Source organism: Piscibacillus halophilus, assembly GCF_900110685.1.
GTDB classification, from domain to species: domain Bacteria; phylum Bacillota; class Bacilli; order Bacillales; family Alkalibacillaceae; genus Piscibacillus; species Piscibacillus halophilus.
In genome coordinates, this window is the sequence record NZ_FOES01000015.1 from 37,343 (window position 1) to 54,112 (window position 16,770).

Here is a 16,770-nt window from a genome sequence, read left to right on the forward strand (position 1 = left end):
CCACATTAACACTTTATCATAATAAAGCACCTGTTTTAAAAAATCAACCCCTTTTTAAAAATTTATGGGGTTGATCATTGGTTTATGCTTCTATAACTTCGACAGTTTCAATGACTTCAATGGACCCAATAACGGATTGAACCATTGAACAATTTTTACTCGCAATCTGCAAGCTTTTTTCTAATTTACTTCGATTTAAATCTTGTCCTTTAACTTTAAAAGTTAACGTTACTTTTTCTATTTTATTAACGTCATCTCCAGTACGCTCCACATCAGCGTCAATCGTCATTTCGTCAAACTCAACTTTCTGCTTATTAAGTATTTTTCTAAAAACCGATGCGCTGCAACCAGCTAAAGACGCAACCATTAATTGAAATGGACGAAATCCTTCATCTTCGTTTGGCGATATATCTAAAGGACCAAAATTTGTTTCAGTTTTAATTTCATCTTGTGTCACATGAAATTTCATTTGCGTCACTCCTCAAGAATAATTCGTATTGATTTCATTCTAACACGTAAATAGGTTAAAATGTCATTGACTTTGCTCAAAAGGGAGTTGAGATTCTATGGTCAGCCCACGTACTCGTTTTGCTATTTTAGTAACGATTGTCGGAATATCAGGATTATCACAGGGAATGTTGTTACCAGTTATTGCAGTACTTTTAGAACAAAGCGGAATCTCGTCTTCCGTTAACGGAATTCATGCGACTGCCTTATATATTGGGATTTTATTAATTTCCCCATTTTTAGAAAAACCATTAAGAATCTATGGCTATAAACCACTTATTTTAATCGGTGGAGCACTGGTTTTTTCATCATTGTTTTTCTTTACAATCTGGGAGTCATTATGGTTCTGGTTCGTTCTTAGGATGATGATTGGTATAGGGGATAATATCCTTCATTTTGGTACACAGACTTGGATTACAACGACGACGGATGAAAAACACCGCGGACGGAATATTGCCATTTATGGTTTAATGTTTGCATTAGGGTTTACACTAGGACCTCTTATGACAGCCTTAATCGAAATCAATCCAAGTTTGCCTTTTATTATTAGTGCTTTGATGTGTTTAATTGCTTGGACATTAATGTTCTTCGTGCGTAACGAATTTCCTATTCAAGAAGATGAAATGCAAGTGACGTCAACACGATCAATCGGAAGGTTTATAGGAACTATTAAATATGCTTGGGTGGCCTTTTTAGCTCCTTTTGCGTACGGATTTTTAGAAGCATCGTTACACGGTAATTTTCCGGTATATGCGATGAGAATTGGTCATGATGTTTCGATGATCTCATTTATCATCCCTTGCTTTGCAGCCGCAAGTATTATTTCTCAAATTCCATTAGGGATGTTAAGTGATAAAATTGGGAGAAAGAAAGTACTTTCAATGGTTTTATCAGGTGGTATAGCGATTTTCCTAATTGCGGTCGCGGTTGAACATTCTATTATTGGCTTATTTACGGTATTCGCATTGTCAGGTTTATTAGTCGGATCATTGTTTTCACTTGGCATGTCTTATATGACTGATTTATTACCTAAAAGCTTACTTCCTGCCGGTAATATCTTATGTGGTGTTGCTTTTAGTTTAGGTAGTATTTCGGGCCCAGCTCTAAGTGGACTTTACATTGAATATTTCCCTGGTTATTCATTTTTTTATGTTATTGTAGGATTTTTATTGGTGGTCTTAATTATGATCTTGATTTATTCAAAAGACCCCGTAAATTCAAAGAGGCACGCATAAGCACATGCCTCTTTTATTATTTAAATAATTCAGCTTTGTGTCGACTTAGTAATGCATTAATCTCTCCACCAATAATCAACATCATTCCAGATAAGAAAAACCAAATCATTAATACAATAATACTTCCCAAACTGCCATACGTGTAAGAGAAATTCCCTAAGTTTTCAACATAATAAGCAAAACCTAAAGAAGTTAGCTGCCAGCCGATTGTTGCAATGATGGCACCAGGCAAGGCGTGTCTTAAAGTAATTCTTTGATTTGGACCCAGAATATACAGAATCGTTAAGATAAAAATGATAATGAAAAACGATAAGATCCAACGAAAGGTTTCCCAAAAAACAATAAAATTGTCTGTGTAGCCTAAAAGGGCAAAAATATAGTTCCCTGCAACTTTACCGAATACGGGTAATGCTAACGCTACGGTAATCACCAAAATCATCGCAACCGTTAAAGCAATGGAAATAAGTCTGCGAACAATGAACGAACGTCTTTCATCCGTTTCATAAGCATGGTTAAACACTCGCATTAAAGCATTTATACCATTGGATGCTGACCAAATCGTTAATATAATACCAAAAGATAAAAGGCCGCTATTTCTTTCTTCCATTAGTTGATTCACATTTTGAAGAATTAACTCCATCGATTCTCCAGGGATATAGCGGTGAATGATGTTAAATACACTATCTGGATTGATTGGCATAAATCCAATCAGCGTTAATAAAAAAATAAGAAAAGGAAATAAAGACAAAAGAAAAAAATATGCTAACTGAGCTGACATTCCGACGACATCATCTTCTACAAAATGTTCGTAAAGCTCTTTCCAAAATTGGATTGTGAAAATCACAATTTATTCACCTACTATTTCTTCTGACTTTGATCGACCTTATCAATGATTCGTTCCACTTGGTTAATTTGTTCTAACAATTTATCAGTACCTTGACTCACTTGATTCAGCTTCAACCTTAGTTGTCTTACAGAATCAGACGGGTGGCTATAAATATGTTTTATTTGCTGGTAGGTTTTTTTAGAACCTCTTTTAAAATTTTCCCGTTCTTCTCTGTCAAACATGGATACCCCTAGACCAACTAAAGCCCCGACTATGACACTTGCTTGCCATGATTTAAGTTTCATGTTAAACCTCCTCTGTTCTAAATATCATGATTAATCCTTATATCGTCCAGTAAGTTTTTACAAGCCTCCGTTACAAGCTCATAAGTCTCATCAAAATTTCCCGTAAAATAAGGGTCTGGTACATTTTTAGTTTTATGATCCGGAACATAATCTAACAACTTCTTAATCGTAGCTTGTGTCCCCTCTATGTTTAACTCATTTAAAGCATTTATATTATCATCGTCCATTGCAATAATATAATCAAAATGTTCAAAATCCGTCCCTTCGACTTGTCTAGCGGTTAAACCAGCTGCACTGATATTATTTTCTTTAAGTTTTTTAATCGTGCCTTTGTGGGGAGGATCTCCAATATGGTAATTAGATACACCTGCCGAATCCACTACAATCTGTTCATCTAAACCCTTTTGACTAACTAAATTCAAGAATACTGCTTCAGCCATTGGCGATCGGCAAATATTCCCTAAGCAAACAAATAGTACCTTAATCAAGTGCATCACCTTCATAAAAAAATATAACTATAAAATCTTTTTCCCTTTAACCAATATCATAAACAAAAATGGTAAAGAATAAAAGAAGTTAAATTTGAAAAAAATCCCTAATCCACAATTTCTCTAATAAATTACATAACTAAGGTAAAAATAACGTTAACAGTTACTGTATTGAAAGGAAGTTACAATTATGGGAAAGATCTACCTAACCAGTAATGAAATAGGAACGATGTGGACACAGTATATTCAAAACTCGCTTTATATCCAAATTCTTAAATATTTTATAGAAACGGTGGAAGACAATAAAATAAAAGAACTTATTCAGGACTCGCTAATATTATCAGAGCGAATTAATAATGAAATAAAGTCAGTTTTTGAACACGAAGACATTCCTATTCCCCATGGTTTTAATGATCAAGATGTTAACTTAAAAGCTGAAAAATTATTCCTTGACCCTTTTATGATTCAATTTTTAGAGCATACATTAAAAGCTGGAGTCATAGCACATGGTTCTACTCTAATAGTCAGTACGAGAAAAGATATACGTCAGTTTTTTACAGAAACAACTGAGGATTCCTTAAGGCTTTTTAATAAATGTACTGATTTAGCTTTAAGTAAAGGTTTACTCGTTCGAGCACCTAGCATCAAGGTACAACCAGATATTGAATATGTAGAAAAGAAAAAATATATGAGTTCTTTTAGCAACCGTCCGTTAAATATGGTTGAAATAACTCATTTATTTGAAAACATTAAAACGAACACGGTGGGTGAAATGATTACAATGGCATTTGCACAGACTACTAACAATGACACCGTGAAAAAGTTCATGAATCGAGGCTTAAAAATTTCTCAAAAACATATTAGAATCTTTCAAAAAACCATTAAAGAATCCTATATTGACGCTCCCATTGGTTCAAATAGTTATGTAACCAACTCAAAAAATCGAGTGTTTTCCGACAAATTAATGATGCACTTTTTATCTGTTCTAACTGCAGCCGGTCAAGGAAATTATTCTACAGCATCAACAGCCAGCTTAAGAAATGATTTGATTTTAAGTTACCAGCGTTTAGCAGCAGAAATTGCCGGTTATGCCAAAGACGGAGCTGACATCATGATTGAACACGGTTGGCTTGAAGAGCCTCCACAAGCACCAGATCGAAAACAACTAATTACGGATTAAAAGAGGCGGGAACATGAGGAATAAAAAACTTGAAGTGTTATTTTGGAGCATCGCTTTTCCCGGATTTGGGCAACTACTGAATCATCAACTTATCAAAGGAATTGCATTAATAATTTTAGAAGTTGTAATTAATGTTTATAGCAAATTTAACCAGGCGATTCTTTATAGTTTCATTGGTGAGATTGACAAAGCTATTCATGTAGTTGATTATCAGTGGCTGATGTTCTATCCATGTATATATTTTTTTGGCATATGGGATGCATATAAACATGCTGATGGTAAAAATCCACCTTATGAATTTTTACCTTTCGTATTTTCAGCATTTTTTGTAACCGTTGGCTTAATGTATTCTTATCGGGCAGAGATCTTAGGATATATATTAGGTCCAGTATGGACACCCATCATTTTTCTCATCCCGGGTATTTGCATTGGACTATTTATTCGTAAACTAATATTATTTTATCAATAAAAAGAGGGTTCCCCATTGATACATAGGAAACCCTCTTCTTATTCTGTCAGTGCTTTAATGCAATGTTCGTCGTCATTTCTAGGATTATTCACATATTGGCTCACTTCATAAGCTTCTAACTCTTCTTCTGGTAAACTTAAAGCAAAGTTTTTCATATCAGTCGCATTTTTCAAATTAAACTCTAACCAATCTTGCTCATGTGATTTAGGTAAAATCACAGGCATTCGATGATGAATATCGCTCATAAAATCATTCGCTTCTTTTGTTAGGATGGTACACGTCACTAATTCTTCTTCACCTTGTTTCCAACGATCCCATAAACCCGCAAAAGTAAATATTTGGCGATCAGTGACTTTTATACGCATGGGCCGCTTGCCTATTCCATCCTTCTTCCATTCATAAAAGCTATCGGCTAGAATTAAGCATCTCCTTCGTTCCATTAGCCTTTTAAAGCTAGGCTTCTCATCGGCCGTCTCTACTCTAGCATTAATCATTTTATTTCCTATCGTTTTATCTTTCGCCCAAAATGGGATTAATCCCCATCTCATGTTGCCTGCACGATTTCGTTCACCATCATTGATAATGGTTAAAATATCTTGGGTTGGCGCAATATTATAACGAACTGGAAAATCAAAGGGAAGTTCTAATTGATACTCTTCCATTACTTCTTCTGGATTTGCCACAAATGTGAAGCGTCCACACATATCATCACCCTATTCTGCTTGATTTAAAGCATTTTGAATTCGATTTTGTGTTTCATTGGCTAATTCTTCTAAAGTCATATTCTCCACTTGTTCTACTGATATAGGATCACAGATTGTCATATGAACCGTTGCTTTTTTAACACGATTTTTATTTGCTTCCAAAATATCATACGTTCCATCGACCATGACAGGAAGGATCGGAACATTAGCTTTTTTAGCTAGAGAAAAGCTCCCACTCTTAAATGGCAGCATCTCCCTTCCCATCGAACGAGTCCCTTCCGGATATATAACAAGTGGATGACCGTCCTTTAATAATTCTATACCTTTTTTAAAGGTTTTAACCGACTGACGGCGATTTTTTCGATCTAAAAATAAGCAGTCCATTACTTCCATCCATGGTTTTACCACAGGTATTTTGCTTACTTCAACTTTAGAGATAAAACCAAATGGTTCCTTAAAATAACCTAAGTAAGCAAAGATATCATAATAAGATTGATGATTACCTACTATTAAATACGGGGATTTAGGGATGTTTTCCTCCCCTTGGATCATCATCTTTGATCCAGATTGCTTAAAAAATTGTCGTGCAAATTGTTTAGGTACTTTATGTATGATTCGATTATATTCTTCCCTTGAGTAATCATTTCGTTTGAGTGATTGATTTCGTTTCAAGAAAGGGATTGTATATAATACATACATAACCCCATAAATTAAACTCCATATTGTTCGCATGAAGTAGTCTCTCCCTTTAGTATATTCTTTACATATTTTACATAATAAACGACGAAAAGAGTAGGTTAATTGCGAAAGTTGTCTTAACTTATATTCAAATATGTTAAAATATTTCCAAAGAGAAAAAGAAGGGAGCTTGAGCATGTATAAGAACTTTTTTGATCAAGCGAGCGTTTTAATTTTTGACCTAGATGGTACATTATATGAAGGCACCGAGCATTTTAATCTTCATGTAGACAACCTAAAATCTAAACTTAACAACGACCAAAAAGAAGAATTCAAAGCTATATATGATCAAATTTTAAGCGGTGAACACCCTGTACAAATCGGCAAAATTTATGATGGTAAAAGAGACATCGTTTGGACATGGGATCCATTTACAGAAGAATTGACGGAAGCACGCAATTGGGATGATGAGATAGTTGAAGTAACGGATGCGCCTAATAAAATTGCCGCTCATGAATTCGACTTTAAAAATTGGGTTCCTATTGGTGACGGCTGGTGGCCCCCTTATGCGATTGCTCGACACTTTGGAATTCAGATTGATACCATTCAAGCATCTTATAATCGAACTAAAGAGCAAATGGCAGAATTGGATGGTTATTTACAACAAACGTCAGGTTTAAAAGAATACTTAAAAGAATTAAAGAAAGATAAACATTTGGTTGTCTGTACGAATAGTGATGAATTAGATGCGAAACGTCTACTCAAATTTTTAGAAATTGATGAGCATTTTGATGAGTTAATTCCTTCCGCAATGAAACCCGTTCATACTAAAAAGCACTTTGATTATGTGATTAACAAATACAACGTGAAACCTGAACAAGTTGTTTCGGTTGGAGACAATTTCATGAATGAAATCGCTCCTGCTCTTCAACTTGGAATGAAAGCTGTTTGGCTGACAGATGCTAAGGAAAAACCAGTTGAAAACGATCATTATGTATTGACAGATACTTTAGCTCAATAACAAAAAGGCTGATCCAAATAGTCATGATTCCTGACGTTTGGACAGCCCTTTTATTTTTCAATCCATTCTTTTAAAAATACTGGTAAATAATGATATTGATATACATCTGAAGGATAGTCTAAAAAGTTTGGATCTTCTTCCTCAAACATGACCTGTGCTGCAGCATTTAAAGCACCCATGTAATCCTCATATAAAAATTCGAAACTGACTGCTTCCTCAGGCACATAATTTTTAGCACAAATGTCAGGATCCATGTAGTTCACATATGTTCGACAAGGTAAGGGACGTGCTTCATAAGCCATACACGCATTTGTTTCAAGATTCAATAACGGACATGGCAGCTGCTTTTTTATATAGTCATATTTAATGTCCTTTTCCTCAAAATTAAGGGACGTAGCTTCTTGAATCAAGCCTTCGTATTGTTGGTAATAATCTATAAGATGTTGTTTGATGTCTTCTCGTCTATGCTCCGGCATTGCCTCAATAGATGCTATGATCATTTTCGCTTCTAACCGTGAAACGATAATCGGAAAGTAACAGCAAAAAGCACACCCTAATTGACAATTAGGCGACATCCCCATATGTCCATCCATTTCATTCATTTTTTGAGACACTTCTTGTTGAAGACGTTGATAGACGGATACCATTTTTTCAAGAGGAGTACCTTCCTGATCCAGATTGTCCTCTGCAACTTCATAAAAACTATCTTCATTTAATTCAAACGTTGCCAATTGATCTAGGCGCTTTTTAACTTCTTCTAATGAACGATTCTCCATGCTTAACAACCTTTCTAATTCCTTTTTATATTAACATACAAGTCCGTATGTCATTTATATGTAAAAACTTACAAGCATTTTTATGCTTCTCACTGCTTTACATAGATGTTACAATGACACCTGCATGATTGTTTAGTGGAACTTTTGAAGAAAGAGGTGTTATAGATGTATATCGGTACAAAAGGTTGGTTCGTAAGCGAATTGAAAAAAATTGGTGTAAGCTATTATGAGGGGCGTAAAATCGAATCTTATAAAGCTTCTATCCTTGCTAATTTATTAGAATCCAAGAAAAATTAACCATAATTATTACAGAGGATTCATTCCTCTGTAATTTTTTTGTCAAATATTCTTAACGCCATTCGACAAGTTTCCATGTTAAAATTAAATCTACAGGTAAATGACTAGACTTTTAGAGATGGAGGCATCTTAATGTTTTCGAACGCAGAAATTGGAATTGATTTAGGTACCGCAAACCTTTTAATATATAGTAAAAATAAAGGAATCGTGTATAACGAGCCTTCAGTAGTAGCTATTGATACGACTACTCGTAAAGTACTTGCTGTTGGTAACGAGGCAAAAGAAATGATTGGTAAAACACCAGCTAATATTACATCCATTCGTCCTTTAAAAGACGGAGTAATTGCTGATTATGAAGTGACATCACAAATGTTGAATGTCATGCTTAAGAAAGTCAGTAAACGCCTAGGAATGTCTATGCGTAAACCTAACGTCATTGTTTGCGCACCAACAGGTTCGACATCAGTTGAGCGTCGTGCTATTGACAATGCAATTAAAGAATATGGTGCTAAACAAGTGCACATCATTGAAGAACCAGTTGCTGCAGCAGTTGGAGCTGGTCTGCCAGTGGACGAGCCTATCTCAAACGTTGTTGTTGATATTGGGGGCGGCACAAGTGAAGTTGCTATTATATCATTTGGTGGTGTTGTGTCTGCTAACTCCATCCGTACAGGTGGAGACCACATGGATTTAGCTATTATTCAACACGTTCGTAAACACTATAACGTTTTAATTGGTGAACGTACGGCTGAAAATATTAAGATGGAAATCGGTTATGCTTTAATCGATCATCAATTAGAAGAGATGGAAATCCGCGGCCGAGATTTAGTGACTGGTTTACCAAAAACCATTACGCTTAACTCAAAAGAAATTCAAGAAGCTCTTAAAGAACCATTAGAATCGATTCTTGAAGCCGTTCGTTCTACACTAGAAAGCTGTCCACCAGAATTAAGTGGTGATATCGTAGACCACGGTATTATGCTTACTGGCGGTGGTGCACTATTAAGTGGAATGAAAGAATGGTTATCAACTGAAATTGATGTTCCTGTTCACGTTGCGGAAAATCCACTTGAGTGTGTAGCAATCGGTACAGGTAAATCACTACACTTAATCCACAAACTTCAAAAAGCTGCTAAGTAATATAAGTAAGGGACTGTTCAATAGGTCATGAAAATTGACTAAATTGATACAGTCCCTTTTTTTGAAGAAAAATGATAAGAAAAATATTTATATTCATAATTAAATAACAGAGTACTAAAACAAGGCTAGAGGTATTTTTTAAAAGAAAGCTTATAACCGTTGAACAGTAGCGTATATATCCGGTGATTGAGTAATCGCTGATATGATGGCTACTCCATCCGCTCCTGCCTGTATAACTTGTTGTGCATTTGTGTCATTAATTCCCCCGATTCCAACAATAGGCAGATCAGGATATTGATCTCGGATGTGTTGAATCCACTTGACACCAACAGGTTTCTTAGCATCCTCTTTTGTACCAGTGTCAAAAACTGGCCCCGCCCCAATGTAGTCGATAAGTTCAAGTCGGCTTGATTCTAATTCAGATTCATTTGATATAGATAATCCAATCATTTTATCTGGGTAACGCTTTCTAACTAGATCAACGGATTCATCATCTTGACCAACATGAATCCCATCTACATTAAGTGTTTCAGCCAATTCTACGTCATCATTTATGATAAATGGAATTTGATGTCTGCGGCAGATCTCTCTTAAATCATGACCTAGTTTAACTTTTTCCTCACCAACTAACGCTCCTTCGCCTTTTTCTCGATATTGAAAAATGGTAATTCCAGATTTAATAGCATCTATTAAAATCTCTCGTGGATCTCGATCACAATTCTGACTGCCCATGATGAAGTATTTCCTTAGTAGCTCCCTTTTCATCTGTAATCCCTCTTTCTAATACGGTTAAGTCATAAGATAATGCATCTATGAAGTTTGGTAAAAAGGTTCCTGGTCCATTAACTTCAGGTTTTTGATAAGCGTACTCAGCTGCTAATCCATAAAAGTATACAGCAGCATCTAGTTGTTCTTCTAAATTTCCTTCGATTGCAATACATGCTGTCATAATAGATCCTAACAAACACCCTGCTCCCGTAATCTGTTCTAATATTTTATGACCAGATTCATTAATAACTGTTCCATTTGTTGTCTGAATGGCATCTTTCTCACCAGTTAAAACGACCGCACATTGGTATTGCTGCATAACGTTTTGTGCGACTTCAACTATATTTCCAGAACCAGTTGAATCAACTCCTTTTGTCCCCCATTTAATTCCTGCTAAATGAGCTAATTCACCAGCATTGCCTTTAATGACAGTTGGTTTCACTTTTTGAAGTAACAACTTCACTCGTTCACTTCTATACGTGCTTGCTCCAACACCAACAGGATCTATAACAACTGGAATTCCTCTTAGATTTGCTTTTTGACCAGCCTTGATCATGACATCGATATCATACTCAAGAGCTGTTCCGATATTTAACAATAAACCACTCGAAATATCAACGATCTCTTCCACTTCATTTGACTCTTTAGCCATGATTGGTGAACCACCAAAAGCCAATAACCCATTTGCTGAGAAGTTCATAACAACCTGATTCGTAATATGATGAATGAGTGGTCGTTCTTTCCGGACAGCTTCAATAATTTTTGACCTCATTTGTCTCCTCCCTTATTCCCCAATGATTCGTAGGTCCATTTCCATGGCCGATTTGATAGGCATGCTTTAAAGCGGCTGTGATAAATTTCTTAGCCAGACCTACTGCCTCAACTAGCTCATAGCCTTTTCCTAAATAAGCGGTAATCGCTGCCGAATAAGTACACCCCGTTCCATGCGTACTCGTTGTATCGATCCGATCAGCTGCAAATGTATGAAAATCATTTCCGTCATATAACCAGTCCGTTGCGTCTCCTTCTAAATGACCACCTTTTATTAATGCAGAGGTAGCACCTAGATCATGAACGATGACTTTTGCAGCTCTCTTCATATCATCAAAGTTCTGGATTTCTAGACCTGTTAAAAACTCTGCTTCAGGTATATTTGGAGTCACAATGGTCGCTAAAGGGACCAATTGATCTCTTAGATAACCTCTTGCCTCTTCCACAATCAAAACATCACCACTTGTGGCAACCATAACCGGGTCCATGACATATGGCAGATTTTGTTCAATCATTTGTTTACGAATGACTTGCATCATATCTTTTGTTGCAATCATACCCGTTTTAAATGCATGAACCGGCATATCACTTACGACCGATTGAAGTTGTTCTTCTATAAATTCAACGGGCAAGTGTTGAACATTTTGTACACCCGTTGTGTTTTGCGCAACAACTGAGGTAATAACCGACATTCCATACGTCTTTAACTCTTGAAACGTTTTTAAATCTGCTTGTATTCCTGCTCCTCCTGATGGATCCGTACCAGCAATCGTTAATGCACTTGAAAGTTTTGACATAGTATAAGCCTCCTAAGACTGAATAGTTGATCGAATAAATACTCTTAAACGTGAAACCACAATCCAACCGATAGCAGCACCAGCGACACTACTAACTAAGAATGACGGGATAAAGAACCAAGCTCCGACAGATGTCCCAAGTAAGAAATTAGATACTGGGAAAGCGATGAAAGCACCAATCACACCCGTTCCAATGACTTCACCTGTTGCTGCGGCCCATTTTTTATCAACCTTTGAATATAAATAACCGGCTAAAAAGGCCCCAATCATCCCTCCTGGAAATGCTAGTAACGTTCCTAAACCTAATGCGTTTCGAATTAAACCAATTAAAAAAGCGACCATGACAGCCGGCCCTGTCCCAAGCATCACAGCCGACATGACATTAATAGCATGTTGAACAGGGTATGCTTTTGCTACACCTGCCGGAAACCAAATATACTGCGCACCGACCACTCCTATCGCCACAAGGACTGACATCATCGTTAATTTTTTTGTAGACATTCTATCTCTCCCCTTTTTGATCACACAAAAAACGCCAGGCCAACATGGACCTGACGTTAGTCAAACGGATTATTAACGGATTGATATGATAATGGTGCTACTTCCCTCCGCTGGCATTAACCAGATCAGGTCCATAAGAGTTAGAAGCATGCGTGCTTCCTCTCAGCCCACGTTCACTGGGCACCCCTAGTAGTGACGTATTTAATTATTTATAATTTTAATTTAACAAAATAATAAATGTTTGTCACGTCAATTTTAATACTGACTAAGTAATCCTCTTTCCATTGCAAATCTTTCTGATTTTAGGTAAATGAAGATTCCAAATACAAGATAGAATATTGAATTTAAAATCAACGCACTATAATCTAAAGCTGTAAAATCATTCCATGTATAACTATGGATCATCACAAGTCGTATCATATCAATTCCCTTTACAAATGGAGCGAAAACTAAATACGGTGCTACAGATAGTGGGACGAAGGCTAACCCCATTAAAATAAATTGGAGTACATTGAGAACGGATTGAATTTGCTTAAAAATAATGGCTAACCCTGAAAGCATATAACCTACACCTATCACACCAATGGTTGTTATAAGGAACACAGGTAGTACAACGTCGATTCTAAACACCAACCATTCGCCTGCTGTCAACATGGATAAGACTAATAACACTGTAACTAAAATTCCGAATATCAACAAATTAGAGATAATACGCCCAAATAATACTCGCCACATACCTAACGGAGTCATAAATAATTGTTCTAATGTTCCACGCTGCGCTTCAAATAAGATGACGAATCCTAAGCTCTGCAATATAGTCAGCATAAAAAACCAAATGACATAATTCACAATGACATATTGAACGTTTGTTTCAACCTGTTGGGGATCACCAATCACATGAATTCCTAATAACATCGCTAAAAAAATGAAATAGAATTGGAGAATCATCGTAATCGTATTGGGAAAATATCGCTTTAATTCGATGTATTCTTTACGAAGATTTGCATTAATGAGATGCCACAGTTGTTTCATGTTGATCCCCCCCTCTCACTAATTGCATAAACACTTGTTCAAAATCGACAGTTGTACGATCGATTTTTTCGATATTAGTTTGTTCACTTTTCAAAATATCCATAATGATATAAAGATCGTCTTCCTTCTCTAACGTGACATTGATTTGTTTGTCGTTAATCTCAACAATTGGAAAGTGATTCTCAATTGCCGTGACTTGTTGATTGGTTAATTCATCTCCGATTGTAAAGCAATAGGCTCTTGTCTCAAATAACTTAATCAAATCTTCTACCTTCTCATCCGCTACTACTTTTCCACCGTTTATAATGACGGTTCGGTCACATACCTCTTGCACGACTGGCATATCATGTGTGCTAACAATAATGGTCTTCCCATGTTCTTCTACAATTCGTTTTAGTAAGCTTCTAACTTCATAACTCGTTTCAACATCTAATCCAAGTGTTGGTTCATCTAGTAATACTACGTCAGTATCAGGAAGCAACGCAACTGCAATCGCAAGTTTTTGCTGCATCCCACGTGACAAACTACTGACGAGTTCATCTTCTTTCTGCTTCAAATTAAAAAAGTTTAATAACTCATCAATTTTTCCTTGAATTTCTTTTTTTGAGATTCCACGATTCCCTGCAAAATACTCCATGTTTTCGCGCACGGTTAATCTCCAATAGATATTACGGTTCCCTTCTAACACAGCGCTAATATAGTTAACTGCCTTTAATCGTTGTTTATTCGAATCAAAACCATTTATATGTACGCTTCCTCCATTTGGCTTTAAAAGACCACAAATAGACTTAATCGTTGTTGTTTTCCCTGCTCCATTTGGTCCTAATAAACCAAGAATTTCACCTCGATAAACGTCAAAACTTACGCCATCTACCGCTTTCACCAATTCTTTCGTCTTCTTCTTTTTATAACTTTTTTCTAGATTCTTAACTTCTATAACCTTTTCCACTCTCATCCCCCTTTTCCAATCAATTGCAATTATATATCAAAAATTCTGAAAAATATACCGTCCAGAGTTCGTTTAATCTCTCCGTCTCTGGTAGGATTTCATCAAGTAAAATATCACTACTTAGCCTCTACCGAAAAGAGTCTAACATACGCTTTACAAAAGTTTAAAATACTTAATTAGAAACGATCTCCAATGGTTTTACCGTAACTCACCTCTGAATATACTATAGTATCAAGAAGGCCTTGGGATGAGTTGTTATTGGTAGAAAAGTAAATGGCGATTACTATATCGTGACATGTTATCTTATCCTGGCCTCCATTATTTTACAGATATTTTATTAACTTTATATTTATATCATATATATAAAAGCTATATGAGTTTAGTTGTAGAATAATGAGGAAACATAATGTAGCGAAGAGCTTCATAAGAGAAAAATAGATTCTTTTATGATAAAATTATTATAAAGAGATTTTAATGAAGGGGAACTGCTATGCAGATAGGTTCTTTTGACAATGATGGAATAGTCTTTTTGATTGCTTTTCTATTAATAAGTGGTGTGTTTGCCGCGAAGTTCTCTAGCCGTATTGGACTTCCTTCCCTCGTCCTTTTTATCCTTGTTGGTATGCTAATCGGAAGCGATGGATTAGGTTTTGTATATTTTGATAATGCTGAGCTTGCTCAAATGGCCGGTATACTTGCCTTAATCATCATATTATTTGAAGGTGGTCTTCAAACAAAATGGAAAACAGTTCGCGCAGTTGCGCTGCCTTCTATATCGCTTGCGACAGTCGGGGTCTTGTTAACTTCCCTCATCACCGGGTTTGCCGTTCACTACATATTAGATGTGAGTTGGTATGAAGGGTTGCTATTCGGTGCGATTGTGGGTTCAACAGATGCAGCGGCGGTTTTTGCGGCTTTAAAAGAACGAAATATTAAGGCTAAGATGGGGGCAACTCTTGAAGCTGAATCGGGTACGAATGATCCGATGGCGGTCTTTTTAACACTCATTTTTATTGAGCTTCTTTCTCAGCCTAATACAAGCCTTTGGATTATGATACCATCCTTCTTCTGGCAAATGGGCATTGGATTATTATTAGGTCTTGGTATTGGAAAATTGGCATCTTTTTCGATTAATCGCATTAACTTGGAATCATCTGGTTTATACCCTATTTTTACTCTTTCTTTCGGGTTTATCACTTATAGTATAGCATCTGGGATAGATGCAAGCGGATTCTTAGCTGTTTATGTTTCCGCATTAGTCATCGGAAACTCGGAATTAACGTATCGTTATTCAATTTCTCAGTTTAATGAAGGATTTGCTTGGATGGCCCAAATCCTCATGTTTGTCATATTAGGGTTATTAGCTTTTCCTGGACATGTATTTCAAATTAACGTTATAACACAGGGCCTTATCATTTCATTTGTGTTGATTTTTGTCGCTCGTCCTGTAGCTGTGTTTCTATCATTAATAAAAATGAAATACACGATGAAGGAGAAAATTTTCTTATCTTGGGCTGGTTTACGTGGTGCCGTTCCAATCGTACTTGCTACATTCCCTATCGTAGCCGGAATTGAAAATGCGGTTCTGTACTTTAATATTATTTTCTTCGTTGTTTTAACATCAGCACTAGTTCAAGGTTCATCTATTAATACGGTCGCCAAAAAATTAGGGTTAATGGGACCTGTAAAAGATACTCCTCACCATTCGATTGAATTAATTTCAATTGCGAAAGCTAATGCAGAAATGGTCCAATTTCAAGCTAACAATGACAATGCGGTTGTCGGAAAAAAGCTAAAAGACATAGAATTTCCGACAAGAGCTACCATCAGCGCCATTGTTCGTGGTGATCGCTTAATTACGCCTTATGGAGATACAGAAATTAAGCCAGGCGATTTCCTTTATATATTAGTTTCTAGAAAATACAAAGAAGATTTAAGAAAGATGTTAAATGAAAAAAAGAATAATAAATAGCCCAAGGAACCTTTGAACTGTACCCTTAAAAGTGGACAGTTTTAAAAAAACTAGGCAGCTAAAAGATGATCTCGATATTGATTCGGGGTCATCTTTTTTAGTGTCCATTGATATCTTGATATGTTGTAATTTAACACATATTCATTGATTAATGAATTCAATTCTTCGATGGTATGACAACTCTTTATATCTACTTCATCTTTCAAATGGCCAAAGAAGGATTCCATCGGTGCGTTGTCCCAACAGTTTCCCTTTCGGGACATGGATTGTGTAAAACCTTGCTCATTAATTTCTTTTTGAAATTCTGGATGTGTATAATGAAACCCTTGATCAGAATGAAAGTAACTCTCAAGT

Annotated in this window: 21 protein-coding genes and 1 riboswitch; of the genes, 7 read left to right on the top strand and 14 right to left on the bottom strand. The window is 36.1% G+C overall.

What is annotated here, in order from left to right; all coding sequences use genetic code 11:
- Positions 1-82: 82 nt before the first annotated feature.
- On the bottom strand, positions 83-469 hold the full coding sequence (locus BMY57_RS08495) for an OsmC family protein (protein ID WP_091773589.1): 387 nt from the start codon (positions 467-469) through the stop codon (positions 83-85).
- Between the two features lie 97 nt (positions 470-566).
- On the opposite strand from BMY57_RS08495, the gene BMY57_RS08500 reads away from it, so the two are divergent.
- Positions 567-1,742 (top strand): MFS transporter, encoded by a 1,176-nt coding sequence (locus tag BMY57_RS08500; RefSeq protein WP_091773590.1) that lies wholly within the window; start codon positions 567-569, stop codon positions 1,740-1,742.
- 16 nt (positions 1,743-1,758) lie between these two features.
- Here BMY57_RS08500 and BMY57_RS08505 read toward each other — a convergent pair whose 3' ends face one another.
- The 3 genes from BMY57_RS08505 to BMY57_RS08515 are packed head-to-tail and all read right to left on the bottom strand — an operon-like array spanning position 1,759 to position 3,361.
- On the bottom strand, positions 1,759-2,586 hold the full coding sequence (locus BMY57_RS08505; RefSeq protein ID WP_091773591.1) for a YihY/virulence factor BrkB family protein: 828 nt from the start codon (positions 2,584-2,586) through the stop codon (positions 1,759-1,761).
- A 14-nt stretch (positions 2,587-2,600) separates the two neighbouring features.
- Positions 2,601-2,873 (bottom strand): hypothetical protein, encoded by a 273-nt coding sequence (locus BMY57_RS08510; RefSeq protein WP_091773592.1) that lies wholly within the window; start codon positions 2,871-2,873, stop codon positions 2,601-2,603.
- Between the two features lie 17 nt (positions 2,874-2,890).
- Complete coding sequence (locus tag BMY57_RS08515) at positions 2,891-3,361, bottom strand: low molecular weight protein-tyrosine-phosphatase (RefSeq protein ID WP_091773593.1); 471 nt, start codon at positions 3,359-3,361, stop codon at positions 2,891-2,893.
- 190 nt (positions 3,362-3,551) lie between these two features.
- Here BMY57_RS08515 and BMY57_RS08520 point away from each other — a divergent pair, with 190 nt between their 5' ends.
- On the top strand, positions 3,552-4,541 hold the full coding sequence (locus BMY57_RS08520; protein WP_091773594.1) for a DUF3231 family protein: 990 nt from the start codon (positions 3,552-3,554) through the stop codon (positions 4,539-4,541).
- 13 nt (positions 4,542-4,554) lie between these two features.
- Positions 4,555-5,010 carry a hypothetical protein gene (locus tag BMY57_RS08525; protein WP_091773595.1) on the top strand — a complete coding sequence of 152 codons (456 nt, stop codon included), beginning with the start codon at positions 4,555-4,557 and terminating at the stop codon, positions 5,008-5,010.
- A gap of 38 nt (positions 5,011-5,048) precedes the next feature.
- On the opposite strand, the gene BMY57_RS08530 is transcribed toward BMY57_RS08525, so the two are convergent.
- The gene (locus BMY57_RS08530) at positions 5,049-5,714 is read right to left on the bottom strand and encodes an SOS response-associated peptidase (RefSeq protein ID WP_091773596.1); all 666 of its coding nucleotides are present in this window, start codon (positions 5,712-5,714) and stop codon (positions 5,049-5,051) included.
- Positions 5,715-5,723: 9 nt separating this feature from the next.
- Positions 5,724-6,446: a lysophospholipid acyltransferase family protein gene (locus BMY57_RS08535; RefSeq protein ID WP_091773597.1), complete on the bottom strand. Its 723-nt coding sequence runs from the start codon at positions 6,444-6,446 to the stop codon at positions 5,724-5,726.
- Between the two features lie 142 nt (positions 6,447-6,588).
- On the opposite strand from BMY57_RS08535, the gene BMY57_RS08540 reads away from it, so the two are divergent.
- Entirely contained in the window at positions 6,589-7,413 is an 825-nt protein-coding gene (locus BMY57_RS08540) for an HAD family hydrolase (protein WP_177176359.1), read from the top strand.
- Positions 7,414-7,463: 50 nt separating this feature from the next.
- Here BMY57_RS08540 and BMY57_RS08545 read toward each other — a convergent pair whose 3' ends face one another.
- The gene (locus BMY57_RS08545; protein ID WP_091773599.1) at positions 7,464-8,189 is read right to left on the bottom strand and encodes a YkgJ family cysteine cluster protein; all 726 of its coding nucleotides are present in this window, start codon (positions 8,187-8,189) and stop codon (positions 7,464-7,466) included.
- 165 nt (positions 8,190-8,354) lie between these two features.
- Here BMY57_RS08545 and BMY57_RS08550 point away from each other — a divergent pair, with 165 nt between their 5' ends.
- Both BMY57_RS08550 and mreBH read left to right on the top strand, forming a co-directional pair.
- A complete protein-coding gene (locus BMY57_RS08550; protein WP_091773600.1) occupies positions 8,355-8,486 on the top strand; it encodes a YflJ family protein in 132 nt (43 codons plus the stop codon).
- A 132-nt stretch (positions 8,487-8,618) separates the two neighbouring features.
- Positions 8,619-9,626: a rod-share determining protein MreBH gene (mreBH, locus tag BMY57_RS08555; RefSeq protein WP_091773601.1), complete on the top strand. Its 1,008-nt coding sequence runs from the start codon at positions 8,619-8,621 to the stop codon at positions 9,624-9,626.
- 150 nt (positions 9,627-9,776) lie between these two features.
- Here the strand turns inward: mreBH and thiE are convergent, their stop codons facing one another.
- From thiE to BMY57_RS08585, 6 genes are all read right to left on the bottom strand, one after another.
- Positions 9,777-10,391: a thiamine phosphate synthase gene (thiE, locus tag BMY57_RS08560; RefSeq protein WP_091773602.1), complete on the bottom strand. Its 615-nt coding sequence runs from the start codon at positions 10,389-10,391 to the stop codon at positions 9,777-9,779.
- Positions 10,339-11,166 (bottom strand): hydroxyethylthiazole kinase, encoded by an 828-nt coding sequence (gene thiM, locus BMY57_RS08565; protein WP_091773603.1) that lies wholly within the window; start codon positions 11,164-11,166, stop codon positions 10,339-10,341. The genes thiE and thiM overlap by 53 nt, the downstream gene beginning before the upstream one ends.
- Entirely contained in the window at positions 11,147-11,962 is an 816-nt protein-coding gene (gene thiD, locus BMY57_RS08570; protein ID WP_091773604.1) for a bifunctional hydroxymethylpyrimidine kinase/phosphomethylpyrimidine kinase, read from the bottom strand. The genes thiM and thiD overlap by 20 nt, the downstream gene beginning before the upstream one ends.
- 12 nt (positions 11,963-11,974) lie before the next feature.
- A complete protein-coding gene (thiW, locus tag BMY57_RS08575) occupies positions 11,975-12,463 on the bottom strand; it encodes an energy coupling factor transporter S component ThiW (RefSeq protein ID WP_246247319.1) in 489 nt (162 codons plus the stop codon).
- Positions 12,464-12,548: 85 nt separating this feature from the next.
- A riboswitch (TPP riboswitch) is annotated at positions 12,549-12,661 on the bottom strand.
- A gap of 57 nt (positions 12,662-12,718) precedes the next feature.
- A complete protein-coding gene (locus tag BMY57_RS08580; protein WP_091773605.1) occupies positions 12,719-13,495 on the bottom strand; it encodes an ABC transporter permease in 777 nt (258 codons plus the stop codon).
- Positions 13,470-14,444 (bottom strand): ABC transporter ATP-binding protein, encoded by a 975-nt coding sequence (locus BMY57_RS08585; RefSeq protein ID WP_091773606.1) that lies wholly within the window; start codon positions 14,442-14,444, stop codon positions 13,470-13,472. The genes BMY57_RS08580 and BMY57_RS08585 overlap by 26 nt, the downstream gene beginning before the upstream one ends.
- 490 nt (positions 14,445-14,934) lie before the next feature.
- Here BMY57_RS08585 and BMY57_RS08590 point away from each other — a divergent pair, with 490 nt between their 5' ends.
- Complete coding sequence (locus BMY57_RS08590) at positions 14,935-16,416, top strand: potassium/proton antiporter (protein ID WP_091773607.1); 1,482 nt, start codon at positions 14,935-14,937, stop codon at positions 16,414-16,416.
- A 50-nt stretch (positions 16,417-16,466) separates the two neighbouring features.
- On the opposite strand, the gene BMY57_RS08595 is transcribed toward BMY57_RS08590, so the two are convergent.
- Positions 16,467-16,770 (bottom strand): IS3 family transposase (locus BMY57_RS08595; RefSeq protein WP_143063805.1); only part of this gene is annotated, 304 nt, incomplete at its 5' end.